Source organism: Pseudomonas sp. A-RE-19, assembly GCF_019956555.1.
Classification (GTDB): Bacteria; Pseudomonadota; Gammaproteobacteria; order Pseudomonadales; family Pseudomonadaceae; genus Aquipseudomonas.
Map to the genome: position 1 here is coordinate 93,861 of NZ_JAHBDQ010000005.1, position 18,024 is coordinate 111,884.

Genomic DNA, 18,024 nt, shown 5'->3' on the forward strand with positions numbered 1-18,024 from the left:
GATGCAGATCGAAAACAAGGTTTTTCTCGTCACCGGTGGTGCGTCCGGCCTCGGTGCCGCCACTGCTGAAATGCTGGTGGCTGCTGGCGCCAAAGTGATGCTGGTGGACATGAACGCCGAAGCCGTCGCGGCCCAGGCTGCACGTCTCGGCGCGCAAAGTGTGGTGGCGGATATCAGCAATGAAGCGGCGGCCGAGGCTGCGGTGCAAGCGACGGTCAAAGCGTTCGGCGGCCTCAATGGTCTGGTCAATTGCGCCGGCATCGTCCGTGGCGAGAAGATCCTCGGCAAGAACGGCCCCCACGCATTGGCCAGTTTCAGCCAGGTGATCAACGTCAATCTGATCGGCAGTTTCAACATGCTGCGTCTGGCGGCGGCAGCCATCGCCGAAACCGAAGCCAATGAAGAGGGCGAGCGCGGGGTGATCATCAACACCGCTTCGGCCGCAGCTTTCGACGGCCAGATCGGCCAGGCCGCGTATTCGGCTTCGAAAGGCGCGATCGCCAGCCTGACCTTGCCCGCTGCCCGTGAACTGGCACGTTTCGGCATCCGCGTGATGACCATCGCACCGGGCATTTTCGAAACACCGATGATGGCCGGCATGACCCCGCAAGTGCGCGAATCCCTGGCCGCTGGCGTGCCGTTTCCACCGCGCCTGGGCAAGCCGAGCGAGTACGCCGCGCTGGTCAGGCATATCATAGAAAACAGCATGCTCAACGGCGAGGTGATCCGTCTCGACGGTGCCTTGCGCATGGCCGCCAAATAAGGAGGATTTGTCATGACACTGTCCAACGATCCGATTGTTATTGTCAGCGCCGTCCGCACCCCGATGGGCGGTTTCCAGGGTGATCTGAAAAGCCTGACCGCGCCACAACTGGGCGCGGCAGCGATTCGTGCTGCCGTCGAACGCGCCGGTATCGCCCCTGAGTCCGTAGAAGAAGTGCTGTTCGGCTGCGTACTCTCCGCCGGCCTCGGCCAGGCCCCGGCGCGGCAAGCGGCTCTGGGCGCCGGGCTGGATAAATCGACCCGCTGCACGACGCTGAACAAAATGTGCGGCTCGGGCATGGAAGCCACGATCCTGGCCCACGACATGCTGATCGCCGGCAGTGCCGATGTGGTGGTCGCTGGCGGTATGGAAAGCATGTCCAACGCGCCATACCTGCTGGACCGCGCCCGCAGCGGTTACCGCATGGGCCATGGTCGGGTGCTCGATCACATGTTCCTCGACGGTCTTGAAGACGCCTATGACAAGGGCCGCTTGATGGGCACCTTTGCCGAGGATTGCGCCGAAACCAACGGCTTCAGCCGCGAAGATCAGGACGCGTTTGCCATTGCTTCGACCACCCGCGCCCAACAGGCGATCAAGGACGGCAGTTTCGACGCCGAGATCGTGCCGCTGCAGGTGACGGTCGGCAAAGAGCAGGTGCTGATCAGCCACGACGAACAGCCACCGAAAGCCAAGCTGGACAAGATTGCCTCGCTGAAACCGGCGTTCCGCGACGGCGGCACCGTGACGGCGGCGAACTCCAGCTCGATCTCCGACGGCGCGGCGGCGCTGGTGCTGATGCGCCGCTCCGAAGCCGAGAAACAAGGCCTGAAACCATTGGCGGTGATTCACGGCCATGCCGCGTTTGCCGACACGCCGGGGCTGTTCCCGGTGGCTCCGGTGGGCGCGATCAAGAAGCTGATGAAGAAAACCGGCTGGTCCCTGGACGAAGTCGAGTTGTTCGAAGTCAACGAAGCCTTTGCGGTGGTCAGTCTGGTGACCATGACCAAACTGGAAATCCCCCACGAGAAGATCAACGTCCACGGCGGTGCCTGCGCCTTGGGCCACCCGATCGGTGCGTCCGGCGCGCGGATCCTCGTGACTTTGCTCTCGGCCCTGCGCCAGAAAGGCCTGAAGCGCGGTGTTGCAGCGATCTGCATCGGCGGCGGTGAAGCGACGGCCATGGCTGTGGAATGCCTGTACTGAGGCCCGCATGGTTTCCTACGGGGGCAATTACATTTTAAGGACTTGGCATGATTCCCAATGACGAACAACTTCAGATCAGCGACGCGGCCCGGCAGTTTGCCCAGGAACGGCTGAAACCGTTCGCCGCCGAATGGGACCGTGAACATCGCTTCCCCAAAGAAGCCATCGGCGAGATGGCCGACCTGGGCTTTTTCGGCATGCTGGTGCCGGAGCAGTGGGGCGGTTGCGACACCGGTTACCTGGCCTACGCCATGGCCCTGGAAGAAATCGCTGCCGGCGATGGCGCCTGCTCGACCATCATGAGCGTGCACAACTCGGTGGGTTGCGTGCCGATCCTCAAGTTCGGCAACGACGACCAGAAAGAGCGCTTCCTCAAACCACTGGCCAGCGGCACGATGCTCGGTGCGTTTGCGTTGACCGAACCGCAAGCCGGCTCCGACGCCAGCAGCCTGAAAACCCGTGCCCGGCTCGATGGCGATCACTACGTGCTCAACGGCTGCAAGCAGTTCATCACCTCCGGGCAAAACGCCGGGGTGGTGATTGTGTTTGCGGTGACTGACCCGAGTGCCGGCAAGCGCGGGATCACGGCGCTGATCGTGCCCACCGATTCGCCGGGCTATAAAGTCGCGCGAGTCGAAGACAAGCTCGGTCAGCATGCTTCCGATACCTGCCAGATTCTCTTTGAGGATGTGAAAGTCCCGGTGGCCAATCGACTGGGTGAGGAGGGTGAAGGTTACAAGATCGCCCTGGCCAACCTCGAAGGCGGGCGCGTCGGCATCGCCTCGCAATCGGTGGGCATGGCCCGCGCCGCGTTTGAAGCGGCCCGCGACTATGCCCGTGAACGCGAGAGCTTCGGCAAGCCGATCATCGAACACCAGGCGGTAGCGTTTCGCCTGGCAGACATGGCGACCCAGATCGCTGTGGCCCGGCAGATGGTGCATTACGCGGCGGCATTGCGCGACAGCGGCAAACCGGCGCTGGTGGAAGCGTCCATGGCCAAGCTGTTCGCTTCGGAGATGGCCGAGAAGGTCTGCTCCTCGGCGTTGCAAACCCTTGGCGGTTACGGTTACCTGAACGACTTCCCGCTGGAGCGGATCTACCGCGACGTGCGGGTGTGCCAGATCTATGAAGGTACCAGCGATATTCAGCGCATGGTCATCTCACGCAATCTTTAAGAATGAACCTGTAGGAGCTGTCGAGTGAAACGAGGCTGCGATCTTTTGATGTTGTTTTTAAAGAGCAAGATCAAAAGATCGCAGCCTTCGGCAGCTCCTACGGAGGATCGAGTGTTTATCAGGAGTCATCTATGAATTACGAAACGATTTTGCTGGAAACACACGGCCGTGTGGGCCTGGTCACCCTCAACCGCCCGCAAGCCCTGAACGCGTTGAATGCCCAACTTGTCAGCGAATTGAACCACGCCCTTGATGGCCTGGAAGCCGATTCGAACATCGGTTGCATCGTGCTGACCGGCTCGAAAAAGGCCTTCGCCGCCGGTGCCGACATCAAGGAAATGGCCGAGCTGACCTACCCGCAGATCTACCTCGATGACCTGTTCAGCGACAGCGATCGTGTGGCCAGCCGCCGCAAGCCGATCATCGCCGCAGTGAACGGTTTCGCCTTGGGCGGTGGTTGTGAATTGGCGTTGATGTGCGACTTCATTCTGGCCGGCGACAACGCGAAGTTTGGTCAGCCGGAAATCAATCTCGGCGTGCTGCCGGGCATGGGCGGCACCCAGCGCCTGACCCGCGCGGTGGGCAAGGCCAAGGCCATGGAAATGTGCCTGAGCGGGCGTTTGATCGATGCGGTGGAAGCGGAGCGTTGCGGGATCGTGGCGCGGATCGTGCCGGCCGATGAGCTATTGGACGAAGCGCTGAAAGTCGCGGCGCTGATTGCCAAGAAGTCGTTGCCGATTGCAATGATGATCAAGGAAAGCGTCAACCGCGCGTTTGAAGTCAGCCTGTCGGAAGGCGTGCGTTTTGAGCGTCGAGTGTTCCATGCGGCGTTTGCGACGCAGGATCAGAAGGAAGGGATGGCGGCGTTTATTGCCAAGCGTGAGGCGGAGTTCCAGGGTAAGTGATGTAGCGTTCTCACGGACGTCTTCGCGGGCAAGCCTCGCTCCTACAAGGATATGCATTCCCCTGTAGGAGCGAGGCTTGCCCGCGATGCTTTTAAAGGTCACACCAGATAGTTTTTCAACTCCCGGGCAATCACCATCCGCTGTATCTCACTCGACCCTTCATAAATCTGCGTGATCCGCGCATCCCGGTAGTAGCGCTCCACCGGGTAATCCTCCAGATACCCATACCCGCCATGGATCTGTATCGCCGACGAGCAGACTTTCTCGGCCATCTCCGAGGCAAACAGCTTGGCCTGTGAGGCCTCCGACAGACACGGTTTACCGGCACTGCGCAACCTGGCGGCATGCAGGATCAGCAAGCGCGCGGCGTTCAAGCGGGTGTGCATGTCGGCCAGCATATTGGCGATGCTTTGGTGCTCGATGATCGGCTTGTCGAACTGCACACGATCCCGCGCGTAGGCCAGCGCCGCGTCGAACGCCGCCCGGGCGATGCCCAAGGCTTGCGCGGCGATGCCAATGCGGCCGCCTTCGAGGTTGGAGAGGGCGATGGCCAGGCCTTTGCCGCGTTCGCCCAGCAGATTGGCCTCGGGAACGGTGCAATTGTTCAGGGTGACGGCGCAGGTATCGGAAGCACGGATGCCCATCTTGTGTTCACTGCGGTCGACGATGAAACCCGCGGTTTCGGTCGGCACCAGGAACGCCGAGATGCCGCGCTTGCCCAGCTCCGGATCGGTCACGGCGAAGACGATCGCCAGTTTCGCCCGTTTACCGTTGCTGACGAATTGCTTGGCGCCGTTGATCACCCATTGGCCGTCGCGCAGTTCGGCGCGGGTGCGCAGGTTATGCGCTTCGGAACCGGCCTGGGGTTCGGTGAGGCAGAAGCAACCGATGGCCTGGCCGCTGGCGAGGTCCGGCAACCATTGCTGTTTCTGCTCTTCGGTGCCGTAGTTGAGCACCGGCCCGCAGCCCACGGAGTTGTGGATGCTCATCAGTGCGCCAGTGGCGCCGTCACCGGCGGAAATCTCTTCCACCGCCAGCGCATAGGCGACGTAGTCGACATAGGTGCCGCCCCATTCCTCGGGCACCACCATGCCCAGCAGACCCAGTTCACCCATCTTCGCCACCAGACCGTCATCGATCCAGCCGGCCTTTTCCCAGGCTTGTGCGTGGGGCGCGATTTCGCCGCGGGCAAAATCCCGGGCCATGTCGCGGATCATCACTTGTTCTTCGCTCAATTCGATATCGTGCATGGCTCAGCTCCAGCTTGGGTCGAACCCGGTGAAAAAACTCGCCACGTGCTCGGCGTCCAGCGCCTGCAGCGTCGGCGGATTCCAGCGCGGCTTCTTGTCTTTGTCGATCAGCAAGGCGCGCACGCCTTCGATCAGGTCGCCGCGTTCGAACCACTGACGATCCAGGTGCAGTTCGAGGGCGAAGCACTGCTCCAGGCTCAGGTGCCGACCGCGCCGCAGCATTTCCAGGGTCACGCCCATGGCCAGCGGTGAACGGCTTTCCAGCAGGTCGGCGGTGGCCATGGCCCATTCGTGGCTGTCGGCGACGGTCACTGCACGCAGTTGTTCCACCATACTCGGCACATCGGGCAGGGCGAAGAAGTGGTCGATGGCCGGCCGCAACGCCGCCAGAGGCGCTGCCGGAAGTTGTTGCACGGCGACTTTCGCCAGCAAGCCTTGCAGGTCCTTGAGCGGCGTATCGTGCCATTCGAGGTGATCGAGTTGTTCGTCCAGCGTGCTCAGGCTCGCGCTGTCCAGATACCAGTCGGCCAGGCCGCAATAGAGCGCATCGGCTGCGCGAATCTGCACGCCACTGACCCCGAGATAAATGCCCAGCTCGCCGGGAATGCGTGGCAGGAAGTAGCTGCCGCCGACGTCCGGGAAATAACCGATGGCTACTTCCGGCATCGCCAGACGGCTGCGCTCGGTGACCACCCGCAAATCGGCGCCTTGCACCAGCCCCATGCCACCGCCCAGCACGAAGCCGTCCATCAAGGCCAGGACCGGTTTGCGATAGTGATGGAGGGTGAGGTCGAGGGCGTACTCCTCGACGAAGAAATCTTCGTGCAGGGTGTCGCCGCTTTTGAAACTGTCGTACAGCGAGCGGATATCGCCGCCGGCACAGAACGCTTTCTCGCCAGCGCCGCGCAACACCACCGCATGCACTTGCGAATCCTGTGCCCAGGCATCGAGCTGCTGTTGCAGGCTGCGGACCATGTCCAGGGTAATGGCGTTGAGGCCGGCGGGGCGATTGAGGGTCAGGTGCCCGATGTGATTGCGAACCTCGGCCAACACTTCGTTTTGCGTGGCATCCATGGACTGTGTTTCCGGGGATGAAACCTGAGCAGTCATCACTAACTCCCTGCTTTTATTGTTCTTTATAGAGAAGCTCGCGCGCGAGCGATGCTGGATCGTAACAGTGCAAATTTGTGATGTACAACCGGGATACGTGCAGGTTCCGTCTGCATTTTTACCTTAAGGTAAATGCAAAAGATCGCAGCCTGCGGCAGCGCCCCCCAGGGCGCGTAGGAGCTGCCGAAGGCTGCGATCTTTTGATCTTGCCTTTGATCTTTCTTTTGATCTTCAACCCTTGGAAAATACATCCCCGATGCTACGCCGCTTGGCATGCAACTCACTGGCATGAATCAGCTGTTCCAGGTCTTCGGGGGTGACGTCGTAGAAGGCCTCCATGTCGGCGAGGGCCAGTTTCAGATCCGCGGCAGTGATTGCCTGGCTGTCGGGAGCGGGCATCATCGGTGCCGGCTCAGCGGGACGTTTTGGGTAACGAATGCGCGTCAGGTTGTTGTACGCCAGCGCGCTGAGCAGCATCGTCGAGCCACTGAGCATCACCGGGCCGAGGGCTTTCCAGTCCAGGGCAATGGTCGCCGGGTCCGCCAGCACCAACAGCAATGCCAGCGCGCCGGCCGGCGGGTGCAGGCAACGCAGCCAGCACATCAGAATCAGCGCCATGCCCGCCGCGAGGCAGGCGCTGCCCAGGGTTCGCCCGAGCACGTGAGCGACCAGCAACGAGACCACCCCGGCACTCAAATAGCCGCCAAGAATCGACCAAGGCTGGGCGAGGGCGCCTGAGGACACAGCAAACAGTAATACCGCGGATGCACCCAGCGGGCCGATCAGGTGCTGCGCCACTTGCATGCCGAATACCTGACTGCAGAGCCAGACGCTGAACATCGTGCCCAGCGACATGCCGATCGCGGCGCGGCTCCATTCTGAAGGACGGGTATTGATGGCGGCAGGTAACCAGCGAGCGAACATGAGGCAAACGATCCGTAGAAAAATCGAGGCAAAAAAAAGGCTTAGCTGGGAGACCCAGAAAGCCCTTGAAGTCGTTCCAACTATTGGGGGAGGAACGCCGCACAGTGTGCCGATCATTCCAGGTACTGACAAATTCATATTAATGCAGTTTCAGTGCATTATTTTTGCAGTATGGCCACCCGCCGACCACTCATGAAGCAGAGAAAACCGCCCATTGCCGTCAACGCACTCAGCGCATAGAACATGGTGGGCGCAGGCGTGTGCATCAACAGATAGCCACAGATCACCGGGCTCAGCGCACCGCCGAGGGCCGCGAGGTTCTGCGCGCCGTAGTAGCTGCCGCGCAGTTCTTCCGGGGCCAGGGTGTCGACGAAGAGAAACTCGGCGGGGTAAATGATCATTTCGCCGAGGGTGAAAATGAACATCGCCACGCACCAGCTCACCAGGCTGTCGGCCAGGCTGAAACCGATCAACCCGAGGATGAACAGGCTGGTGCCGCCGACAATCCAGTAGCGCAGTTGTTCACGTTTGAGGAACCGGCCGATCTGGTATTGCAGCAGGATCACGCTGATGGCGTTGCAGGCGAGCAGGGCGGCCATGGTTTCCAGCGCTCGCTTGGAATCGTGGGTCACCAGCAGGTATTGCGACAGGTACAGGGTAAAACGACCGTGCACGACGGTGCTGAGCAGGCAGCCGCAAGTGAACATGATCAGCGTGCGGTCGTTCTTCAGGGTGATCAGGGTTTTGAGAAAGCTCTGGGGCTGGCCGATGACGGGTGTCTGGGCCGGGTCTTTGGGAATCCCGCTCATCAGGAAAATACTGAAGAAGGCGATGCCACCGGCAATCAGGAACGGCGCCAGCGGCTGCACCCCGGCGATCACCACACCGAGCATGGGACCGGTGGCGTAGCCGATGTTGGTCAGGGTGTAGCGCAGCGAAAAGGCTTTCGCGCGCTGACCCACGGGCAGGTTTTCGCTGAGAATCGCCTTGGACCCTATCAGGAACAGCGCCGAGGCGGTTTCGGTGATCACCAGGGTGGCGGTGGTCAGGTACAGGTTTTGAGCGAACGTCAGCAACACGAAGCCGATGGCGCTGGAGAGCATGGCCAGGATCAGCAGTCGACGCTTTTCAAGGCGGTCGATGATGTAACCGCCGTAAAGGGCGAGCAGGGTGGCGATGAACACCGCGATGCCCAGCAGCAGGCCGACGTCCTGTTGGTTGAGGCCGAGTTTGTTGCTCAGAAACAGGGTGAGCAACGGGCTGGTAATGGCGCGGCTGACGACGATGGTCAGCGAAACGATCATCAAGCGGCGAATGACGAGGGAGTAAGTGGCCACGGTGGGGGCAAATGTCCTTATTCAGATTCTATGGTATCGACGCGATACCGAGTTGCTGCCAATCGCGGGCAAGCCCGCTCCCACAGGTGTTGTGTCGAGCATTTAATCGTGGCTCGACGTGAACCTTGTAGGAGCGAGGCTTGCCCGCGAAGAGGCCCGCACAGACATCGCAACATTCAAGTCAGCCACCGATTCAAGCGCTTCCAGCCGCCACAACAGCGCAAGCAATCCTTCCGCCCGCTGTCGCGGCATCACCCGCCCCGCCAGACTGAAAAATTTCTCCTCCAGCGCGCCATCACTCAGCGGATTGCCCGGCGCACCCAACGGCACCTCAACACACAAACCAGCGTGCCGACCATCCACGGTCTGAACGCTGACCACAGGCTCGCCATCCTCCGACAGTCGCGGGTCGACTTCAAGGCGAATGCGCGACATCCAGTGCGCAATCCGCGGGTGGCGGCGCTGTTCGTCGTCGTAGGCCTCCAACCGGCAATGACCATGGACCAGCCGGGCCGCAAGGGCATAAGGCAAGCTCATCTGCGCCGCCGCCAGGCTGTTGATGTCCTGACCGCCACACATGTCTTGCAGGAATCCGCACAACGAAACCTCAACGCCCTCGACCTGATCCGCGCTGACCTGCAATTGATCCAGCAACAGGCCCAATGCATCGATCGCCGAATGCGTTCCCCGGCATGCGGCGTAGGGTTTGATCGAGCAGCGGGCGAGTTTCCAGACCTGCCCCAGCTCGGCATCCAGCGCCTCGGGCACGGCGGTATCCGCCGCGAGGGTCTTGAGAAAACCGCCCCAGACATCATCGAACAATTTTGTCGGCCCGGTGATGCCTTGTTGAGCAAACCGCGCCGCCAGCAATCCGCCTTCGGCGGCCCGACCGCTGTGGAGCTTTTTGCTTTGCGAACCGTCATGAATGAAGGCCCAAAGACCGCCGCTGAAGCTGCCGGCGATGCCCAGGGCCGCCAGAGTTTGCTGGGCATCCAGCCCCAGAATTCGCGCACTGGCGGCCGCCGCGCCAAACACCCCGCACGTCGCGGTGGAGTGCCAACCGGCGCCGTTATGGGCCGAGTAACTGCCGCAGGCTTCGAGTACCCGACGGCCGACTTCATAGCCGATCACTACCGCGGTGATCAACTCGCGGCCAGTGACCGGTGTTTCAGAAATCGATAGCTCAGACATCGACACAGCAGCCATCACCGCCGGCAGCACCACCGCGCCGGAATGGTCGCAGCCGCCGGTGTCGTCCAGCTCCAGGGCATGCGCGGCGATGCCGTTGAGCATGGCGGCCTGCGCCGCGCCGACCCGCTGATCAGTGCCCCAGATCAGCGTGCTGCCGGCTTCTCCCTCGAAGACCTGACGCGCTTGTTTCGCCACATCGCTGTCAGCCCCGGCCAGCGCCGCGCCGAAGGTATCGAGGATGTGCCGCCTGGCTTGTGCGACCAACGCGGGTGGTAAATCTTCAAAGCGAGTATCGACGCAAAACTGCGCCAGGCGCTCCATCCGCATCACCCCATCGTAGGCGCTGCCGAAGGCTGCGATCTCTTGATCTTTCATACGCCGTAATCCCGATAATGATGTTCGTACACCGCCGCCGGGTGATCCTCGCTCACGGGCGCTGCCGACTCGGCCCACCATCGGGCGACCTCGGCCCCGGTGGCGATCCAGACGTCGTCGTGCTGTTGAATGCTCAGCAGCAATTCCCGCAACACGCCGATCCGTCCAGGCGTGGCGATGATTTCGGGGTGCAGTCGCAGTACGTAACACAGCCCGAACCGATGAAACCCGGCGAAGTCCATTTGCAGGTTGCCCAAGGTGTGGCTGTAGGAGGCGATGCGCGATTGCGCGGGCGGCACCGCCGGGCTGAGGTTGAAGGCGAAGTAGGGTTCGTCTTCCAGTTCGTAGTGCAACGGCAGCTCGATCACTTCGGCTGCCGTCGGGTGAGCGAAGGGCAAATCATCACCGCGCCATGACGAATCCCAGCGGATGCCGTGATCGCGCAACGCCTCGATGAAGCCCGGCGCACCGTTGCCGGCGGGGATGCGAAAGCCTGTCGGACGCTGACCGGTCAGCGCGCTCAGGGCCGCGCAACCTTTGGCGACTTCGGCGCTTTGCTCGGCCAGCGTCAGGTTGTCGTAGTGCTGATGGCGATACCCGGCGCAGGCAATTTCATGCCCGCCGGCCAGGATCGCCTGGATGTGCTCCGGGTTTTCCTCGGCGACGATGCCGGGAATGAACCAACTGCTGGAAACGCCCAGGGCTTCGAACAATCCGAGCAAACGCTCGACACCGCGTTGCGTGCCGTAGCGCCACACCGATAAGGTCTTGTCGCGCCCGGCGACTTCCGGGGCTTGGGTGAGGATGCCGTGGATGTCGTTGTAATCAACGGTCAGCACCACGGCACAGCGGTAGCCGTCAGGCCAGACAGTGGAATCAGCCATGATGATGCTCCTTCAGCCACCAGTGGGCGACGTCGCGGCAGGTGGCGAACCAGACGTCGTCGCGTTGGCGCATGTGTTCGAAGAGTTTTTCCAGCAACAGGATGCGTCCCGGTTTGCCGGTGATCTTGGGGTGGAACAGGGTGGTCAGGCACAGCCCTTCATCCATGGCACCGTCGAACTCGCGGCACCAGTTGTCGAGGGTCAGCGCGTAGCTGGCCGTGCGGTCGAGCCCCGAGGGAAAGTCTGGCGCGCGGGTGTAGGCGAGGGAGGCATAGTCGTCCATTTCCCAGCGACCGGGGATTTCCACCAGTGGCGTGTCGAAACCCGGCACTTTCACCAGATAAGGCCGATCATCGCCGCGCATGCTGCTGGAATAGGTCACGCCGGCTTCCACCAGCATGGCGGGGGTTTCGGCTCGCCAGTCGCCGGACGGCGTGCGGAAACCTTCGGCGCGGATGTTCAGGTGCTTCCAGAACACCTCGCGGGATTTGTTCATCACGTCCTTCTGCTGGTCCAGCGTCAGGGCGTAAAAGGATTCGTGTTTGTAGCCGTGGTACGCCACCTCATGTCCGCGCTCGACAATCGCCTGGCACTGTTTCGGCCAGTTTTCCACGACCCAGGCCGGAACGAAAAACGTGGTCGGGATCCGGAACTCATCCAGCACGTCGAGAATCCGCGGCAGCGCCCGATAGGGGCCATAACCACCAAAACCGAAATACTCGGGCTTGCGCCAGATCGAGCCGTTGAGCATCGCATCGCCGGTCGGGCCATCAAGGTCGAAGGCCAGGGCGAGGCAGGCTGTGTGCTGGTCCGGCCAGGTCGGTTGTAGCGAGGAGGACATGTGGTGCTCCAACTATTTATATGTAAACGCCAGACCCTGTGGGAGCGGGCTTGCTCGCGATGAGGCCGGTACATTCAACCTGCGTGTCGCCTGACAGACCGCTATCGCGGGCAAGCCCGCTCCCACAGGTTTTTCGGTTGGCCACAAAATTGTGATCGACCCGGGTTCAGTGTGGGAGCGAGCCTGCTCGCGATGAGGGCGGTGCATTCAACATCTATGTCATCTGACAGACCGCTATCGCGAGCAGGCTCGCTCCCACAAAGGCATCACACCGATCCATTATTTGCCGGCGTTAATGGTCACGGTCTTGATCGCGCCCAGTTCCAGGTCCCACTTCTTCAGGATCGCCTGGTAGCTGCCGTCATCGACCATGCTCTGCAACGCGACTTTCACCGCTTCACTCAGCTCAGGCTTTTTCTTGCTCACGCCCAACCCGGTGAACTGCTTGGAAATCGGCAGGCCCACGGTTTTGTACATATCCTTTTCCTGGGTCTTGAGGTACGGCAGGGTTTCGCTGCCCTGCATGGCCGCGTCGATGCGGCTCTGACGCAGTTGTGCGCGGGCGTCGGCCGAGCCTTCGGTGCCGATCACGTTGATCGCAGGTTTGCCGGCGGCTTCACAGTTGGCCTTGCTCCACTCGGCGATTTCCGCCGGGAAGGTCGTACGTCGGCTGGTGCCGACTTTCTTGCCACACAGGTCGATGATCTCGTTCGTTTCCTTGTTTTTCTGCAAGGTGTAGAACTGCGGACCGCTGGTGAAGTAGTCAACGAAGGTCACGCTGGCCTGACGCTCGGCGGTGTCGGTCATGCCCGACATCACCATGTCCACGCGGTCGGTGGTCAGCGCGTTGATCATTTGCTCGAAGCCGGTTTCCTGCCATTTGATCTTCACGCCCAGACGTTCGGCCAAGGCGTTGCCCAGGTCATAGTCGAGCCCTGTGAGGGTGTTGGTGGCCGGGTCCTTGAAATCCATCGGCGGGTAGTTCGGCATGATTGCCACAACGACCTCGCCTTTGTCCTTGATGCTGGCCGGTAGCTCGGCGGCCCAAGTGAAACTGGAAGCCATAACGCCTGCGAGTACTGCTGGAATAACGAAGTTCTTCATGGTCGTTCTCTTATGAGTGTTGTTACGCCGCTCTTGATTTCTGAGACTGGCGCTTAGGTTCGAACGGCAGAAATGAAGCTTTGGGTGCGTGGGTTTTGTGGACTTATTAGTATTTCTTCGGGGCTTCCAGCCTCCACGATCTGCCCGCCGTCCATGAACACCATGCGGTTGGAAACCTCGCGAGCGAAGCCCAGTTCATGGGTGACGACGATCATGGTCATGCCGGTCTGCGCCAGATCGCGCATCACCGACAGCACCTCACCGACCAGTTCCGGGTCGAGTGCCGAAGTGGGTTCATCGAACAGCATCAGCTTGGGTCGCATGGCCAGCGCGCGGGCAATCGCCACCCGTTGTTGCTGGCCGCCCGACAGCTCGATCGGGTAGCTGTTGCGCTTGTCGGCCAGGCCGACGCGGGCCAGCAATTCCAAGGCTTCTTCGTGCGCTTCTTTGGGCGAACGCTTGAGCACCTGGCACGGCCCTTCGATGATGTTTTGCAGCACGGTCATGTGCGGGAACAGGTTGAAACGCTGGAATACCATGCCGGTGGCCAGACGTTGACGGGCGATCTGCGACTCGTTGAGCTCGTGCAGCTTGTTGCCGGCAATGCGGTAACCCACCAGTTCGCCGTCGACCCACAGGCCGCCCTTGTCGATCTTTTCCAACTGATTCACGCAGCGCAGCAGGGTGCTTTTACCGGAGCCGGACGGGCCGATGATGCACAGCACTTCGCCTTGCTCGACCTCGATGTTGATGTCCTTGAGCGCGTGGAAATGGTCGTAATACTTGTTCAGGCTCACGGCCTTGACGATGCTTCTCATGTGGGGCTCCTCAAGAACGCTTGCCGGCGCCGCGAGCGAAACGACGCTCCAGACGGCTTTGACCAAAGGACAGGACGGTGACGGTGGCCAGGTACCAGATACCGGCGACGATCAGCAGCTCCATCACGCGGGCGTTGGCGTAGTAGATGTTCTGGGCGTTGTAGAGCAATTCCGAGTACTGGATGACGCTCGCCAGGGAAGTCATTTTCACCATGCCGATGAACTCGTTACCCACCGGCGGAATGATGATCCGCATGGCCTGGGGCAAGATGATCCGGCGCAGCGCTTGCAGGCGCGGCATGCCGATCGACTTGGCGGCTTCGTACTGCCCGGTGTCCACCGAGAGCAGACCGGCGCGCACCACTTCGGCGGTGTAGGCGCCCTGGTTGATGCTCAAGCCGAGGAGGGCGGCCACGAACGGCGTCATCAGGCTCACGGTGTCCATTTCGAACAGGCCGGGGATGCCGATGGTGGGGAAGATCAGCGCCAGGTTGAACCACAGCAGCAGCTGCAAAATCAGCGGCGTACCGCGGAACAGCCAGGTGTAGGTCAACGCTACATAGCGCAGGATCGGATTGGCCGACATGCGCATGATCGCCGTGATCACCCCGAAGACAATCCCCAACGCCATCGCCAGCACTGCCATGACGATGGTGTTGAGCAGGCCCCACATAATGGCCTGTGAGGTGAGGAACTGGCCGATGTACGACCATTCGATCTTGCCTTCGGCGAAGGCCCGCACCAATCCTATGATCGCGATGACGATTACGGTGGCGAAAAAAATCCGTCCGTAGTAACGCCGTGGCACGTGCTGGTACTGGGTGATATCGAACTGGTTTTCCGCCAGTTTGCGCTCCGCCTGGAGTCGTTCTGCCTGAGTCTGGCTCATGTTGTTTCTCCGTACGCCGCGCTCAATAAAGACGGCGCGTGTGGTTTTTCAGGTTAAGCGCAATCCCTGTGGGAGCGAGCCTGCTCGCGATGGGGGCGGATCAGTCAACATGGATGTTGAATGTAATACCGCTATCGCGAGCAGGCTCGCTCCCACAGGTTTGGTGGCGTTGATTCAGAGCCGGAAACCCTGATAGTTCTCGGTCCATTGCTGCTGGGCGGCGAGGGCAGTCTTCAAACGGCCGATCTGCTCACGCACCTGTTGCGGCGCGGTACCGCCCCAGCCACTGCGGGCGGCGATAGCGGCTTCGAGGGTCAGGCTGTCACGCACTTCAGGCTTGAGGCGCGGATCGATCTCGGCCAGCAGCGCCGGGGATGCTTCCCACAATTCGATGTCATGCTTCTCGCAGGCCTGGACCAGTGCGCCGGTGATCTCGTGTGCTTCCTTGAACGGCACGCCGCGCACCGCCAGCCAGTCGGCCACTTCGGTGGCGAGGGTGAAGCCCAACGGTGCCTGACGACGCAGCTCTTCAACGTTGACTTTCATGGTCGCAACCATCCCGGCCATGGCCGGCAGCACCAGCAGCAGGGTGTCGACGCTGTCGAGCACACCGTTTTTGTCTTCGCTGAGGTCACGGTTGTACGACAGCGGCAGGGATTTGAGGGTCGACAGCAAACCTGTCAGGTTACCGATCAGGCGGCCGGCCTTGCCCCGGGCCAGTTCGGCGATGTCCGGGTTTTTCTTCTGCGGCATGATCGAACTGCCAGTGGCGTAGGCATCGTCCAGCGCGACCCAGCGAAATTGCCGCGACGACCACAGGCAGAACTCTTCGGCGAGGCGGGAAATATTGATCCCCAACATGCTGGCGATGAACAGGAACTCGGCAACGTGATCGCGGCTGGCCACGGCGTCGATGGAGTTTTCGCAGACGCCGCTGTAGCCCATTTCCTTGGCCGATTGCTGCGGCAGGCGAGCGATGGCGGAACCGGCCATGGCCGCCGCACCGAGTGGCGACAGCGAGGTGCGCACGTCCCAGTCCACCAAGCGCTGCACATCGCGCAGCATCGATTGGGCGTGGGCCAGTAAATGGTGAGCAAAGACGATCGGCTGGGCCTGCTGCAGGTGGGTGAACCCAGGGCAGATGCTCTCGATGTGCTGCTCGGCCTGATCCACCAGTGCTTGTTGCAAGGCCAGGACTTCGACAGCCAGGGTGCGCACATGATCACGCAGGAACAGGCGCAGGTCGTTGGCGGTCTGGTCGTTACGCGAGCGGCCGGCGCGCAGCTTGCCGCCCAGTGCGCCGAGGCGTTCGGTCAGCAGGCGCTCGATGAAGGTGTGGACGTCTTCGTCGTCGAGCGTCGGCGCGATGCTGCCGGCACGGAAGTCATCACCGATGCGTTCCAAAGCATCGAGCATGGTCTGGGTTTCCTGCTCGCTCAACAGCCCTGCGCGCTGCAATTCCCGGGCATGCGCCTTGGAGCCGGCGAGGTCGTACGGGGTGAGGCGAAAGTAGCGCTCGGGGCAACGGGACAGGGCCGCGAGGGCTTCGGAAGGGCCGCTCTTGAAGCGGGCACCCCAGAGACGGTCGGTGGTTTGAGACATTGTTGTTTTCCTCATCGTAGAGCAAATTGAAATCGGTATACCGAGCCCGAAACACCCGCCGAAAATCATTCGGGCGTGGTTCGGCTCAATCAAATTCAAGGGCAGGGGAAAAGCGCAGTTGCTAAATGGCGAGAGCTGATCGAAGTGTCAGCTTTTAATAGTTCGAAATCAGTGAGTTGGCACTGATCCGTGGGATTTATTAACGGTTGCCAAGCCTTGTTTTCTGTGTTCATTATTATTGGTCGGCTATGTTTTTGTTGTTGGACACAGATTGTTGAATAGGGCACCTGAGGTAAATAAGCATTATGGAAACCCCACTTTCCAATTCTGGAAACCCGCCGCCAAAAACGGTACATCGGGCACCGCTGGCCCTCAGCGGTCTGGACTTTAAACTGCTCAAGGTGTTCAAGGCCGTGGTCGAGGCCGGTGGCTTCAGTGCCGCCCAGAACGAACTGAATGTGGGCCTGGCGGCCATCAGTAAACAGATTTCCGACCTTGAAATCCGCATCGGCATGCGTCTGTGTACTCGAGGCCGAGAAGGCTTTCATCTGACCGAAGAAGGGCGTCTGGTGTATCAGGCCTCGATTGATTTATTTGCCTCGGTCGATAACTTTCGTGATCGGCTTAGTTCGGCGCAGAACGAACTTATTGGCGACCTTGGGGTAGGCGTGATTGATAATACGATCACGGATTCAAATTCACCGTTAGTTGCTGCGCTTAGAAAAATAAATGAAGAGTCGCCGAAGGTAAGATTTCAACTTCAGGCGTCTCAGTTAGATGAAGTGGAAAGAGGCGTAGTCGAGGGGCGGTTAGTGGCCGGGATCGTGCCGGTTTATCAGAAACGAGAAGAGTTCGATTACTTCCCGCTTTATGAAGAACGCTCGTACGTGTATTGCGCCGTCGGCCATCCTCTGTTCTCAATGCCAGAGGCGGACATGGGCGGCAATGTGCTGGAGGATTACGAGTGCATCAACCACCGTTACGCGATCCATCGGGACAAACTGAATTTTGCCCGCTACGACAGCTTTTCGGCCTCGGCAACTCAAGTGGAAGCCGTGGCGCTGCTGGTCAAGACCGGCCGTTTCGTGGGTTTTCTGCCCGAGCATTACGCCGCAACCCTGGTGGCCCAAGGACAGTTTCGGACGGTGCGGCCCGACCTGATCAACATCGTCACGCCGTTCAATCTGATCCTGCGCCACAACACCGTGCGCAGTCCGCTGGTGAAGGCTTTTGCCCAGGCGTTGGGGGTGGATTTGAAGGCGCCGGTTTGAGGCTAACGCAGCTTCAAACGCATTGCACAGCGTCGCTCCCCTGGCAAGCCGTGGTTGATTTCGTTGTTCAACACCGTCGTTAACCGTGGGCTGATTTCAGCCGGGCTCAATGTTTCAAAGCCGAACCGCCGATAAAACGGTTCATTCCAGGGCAAGTCGCGAAACGTGGTCAAAGTCAGAGAGTGGAGTTCCCGTTTGTCTGCGTGTTCGAGTGCCGTTAACAACAACTTGCGGCCAGCGCCCTGGCCCTGAAACTGCTGGCTGACGGACAGTTCGTGAATATGTAGCTCCATACCGGGCTTTATGTAGGAGCTGCCGCAGGCTGCGATCTTTTGATCTTGATCTTCAGCAACATCGAAGCGGCCAAAAAATCGCAACC

General features: G+C 60.7%; 17 protein-coding genes. 5 read left to right on the plus strand and 12 right to left on the minus strand.

The genetic code is table 11. From position 1 onward, the window contains the following. Position 1: 1 nt before the first annotated feature. The 4 genes from KGB14_RS04295 to KGB14_RS04310 all read left to right on the plus strand — a co-directional run bounded on the left by KGB14_RS04295 (position 2) and on the right by KGB14_RS04310 (position 4,049). Complete coding sequence (locus KGB14_RS04295) at positions 2-763, plus strand: SDR family NAD(P)-dependent oxidoreductase (protein WP_223484242.1); 762 nt, start codon at positions 2-4, stop codon at positions 761-763. Between the two features lie 12 nt (positions 764-775). Further along, positions 776-1,969 (plus strand): acetyl-CoA C-acyltransferase, encoded by a 1,194-nt coding sequence (locus KGB14_RS04300; RefSeq protein ID WP_223484243.1) that lies wholly within the window; start codon positions 776-778, stop codon positions 1,967-1,969. Between the two features lie 47 nt (positions 1,970-2,016). Continuing rightward, positions 2,017-3,144 carry an acyl-CoA dehydrogenase gene (locus KGB14_RS04305; RefSeq protein WP_223484244.1) on the plus strand — a complete coding sequence of 376 codons (1,128 nt, stop codon included), beginning with the start codon at positions 2,017-2,019 and terminating at the stop codon, positions 3,142-3,144. Positions 3,145-3,275: 131 nt separating this feature from the next. Continuing rightward, a complete protein-coding gene (locus KGB14_RS04310; RefSeq protein ID WP_223484245.1) occupies positions 3,276-4,049 on the plus strand; it encodes an enoyl-CoA hydratase in 774 nt (257 codons plus the stop codon). Positions 4,050-4,147: 98 nt separating this feature from the next. Here the strand turns inward: KGB14_RS04310 and KGB14_RS04315 are convergent, their stop codons facing one another. From KGB14_RS04315 to argH, 11 genes are all read right to left on the minus strand, one after another. Further along, complete coding sequence (locus KGB14_RS04315; protein ID WP_223484246.1) at positions 4,148-5,299, minus strand: acyl-CoA dehydrogenase family protein; 1,152 nt, start codon at positions 5,297-5,299, stop codon at positions 4,148-4,150. Between the two features lie 3 nt (positions 5,300-5,302). Then, complete coding sequence (locus tag KGB14_RS04320) at positions 5,303-6,409, minus strand: enoyl-CoA hydratase/isomerase family protein (RefSeq protein WP_223484247.1); 1,107 nt, start codon at positions 6,407-6,409, stop codon at positions 5,303-5,305. A 231-nt stretch (positions 6,410-6,640) separates the two neighbouring features. Next, the gene (locus KGB14_RS04325) at positions 6,641-7,333 is read right to left on the minus strand and encodes an HPP family protein (protein WP_223484248.1); all 693 of its coding nucleotides are present in this window, start codon (positions 7,331-7,333) and stop codon (positions 6,641-6,643) included. 158 nt (positions 7,334-7,491) lie between these two features. Continuing rightward, positions 7,492-8,670: an MFS transporter gene (locus KGB14_RS04330; protein ID WP_223484249.1), complete on the minus strand. Its 1,179-nt coding sequence runs from the start codon at positions 8,668-8,670 to the stop codon at positions 7,492-7,494. A gap of 102 nt (positions 8,671-8,772) precedes the next feature. Next, entirely contained in the window at positions 8,773-10,236 is a 1,464-nt protein-coding gene (locus tag KGB14_RS04335) for an MmgE/PrpD family protein (RefSeq protein ID WP_223484250.1), read from the minus strand. Then, positions 10,233-11,120: a polysaccharide deacetylase family protein gene (locus KGB14_RS04340; RefSeq protein ID WP_223484251.1), complete on the minus strand. Its 888-nt coding sequence runs from the start codon at positions 11,118-11,120 to the stop codon at positions 10,233-10,235. The genes KGB14_RS04335 and KGB14_RS04340 overlap by 4 nt, the downstream gene beginning before the upstream one ends. Then, positions 11,113-11,961, minus strand: a complete 849-nt coding sequence (locus KGB14_RS04345; protein WP_223484252.1) for a polysaccharide deacetylase family protein — start codon at positions 11,959-11,961, stop codon at positions 11,113-11,115. Before KGB14_RS04345 ends, KGB14_RS04340 begins: the two co-directional genes overlap by 8 nt. A 279-nt stretch (positions 11,962-12,240) precedes the next feature. Next, positions 12,241-13,065: an ABC transporter substrate-binding protein gene (locus KGB14_RS04350; protein ID WP_223484253.1), complete on the minus strand. Its 825-nt coding sequence runs from the start codon at positions 13,063-13,065 to the stop codon at positions 12,241-12,243. Between the two features lie 53 nt (positions 13,066-13,118). Then, positions 13,119-13,883: an amino acid ABC transporter ATP-binding protein gene (locus KGB14_RS04355; RefSeq protein ID WP_223484254.1), complete on the minus strand. Its 765-nt coding sequence runs from the start codon at positions 13,881-13,883 to the stop codon at positions 13,119-13,121. 10 nt (positions 13,884-13,893) lie between these two features. Next, on the minus strand, positions 13,894-14,772 hold the full coding sequence (locus tag KGB14_RS04360; RefSeq protein WP_105346141.1) for an amino acid ABC transporter permease: 879 nt from the start codon (positions 14,770-14,772) through the stop codon (positions 13,894-13,896). A gap of 174 nt (positions 14,773-14,946) precedes the next feature. Next, positions 14,947-16,374, minus strand: coding sequence for an argininosuccinate lyase (gene argH / locus KGB14_RS04365; RefSeq protein WP_223484255.1), 1,428 nt, complete (start codon positions 16,372-16,374; stop codon positions 14,947-14,949). A 305-nt stretch (positions 16,375-16,679) separates the two neighbouring features. Between argH and KGB14_RS04370 the strand changes: the two genes are divergently transcribed. Then, a complete protein-coding gene (locus tag KGB14_RS04370) occupies positions 16,680-17,645 on the plus strand; it encodes a LysR family transcriptional regulator (RefSeq protein WP_223484256.1) in 966 nt (321 codons plus the stop codon). Between the two features lie 2 nt (positions 17,646-17,647). On the opposite strand, the gene KGB14_RS04375 is transcribed toward KGB14_RS04370, so the two are convergent. Further along, positions 17,648-18,022: a GNAT family N-acetyltransferase gene (locus tag KGB14_RS04375; protein WP_223484257.1), complete on the minus strand. Its 375-nt coding sequence runs from the start codon at positions 18,020-18,022 to the stop codon at positions 17,648-17,650. Positions 18,023-18,024 lie beyond the last annotated feature (2 nt).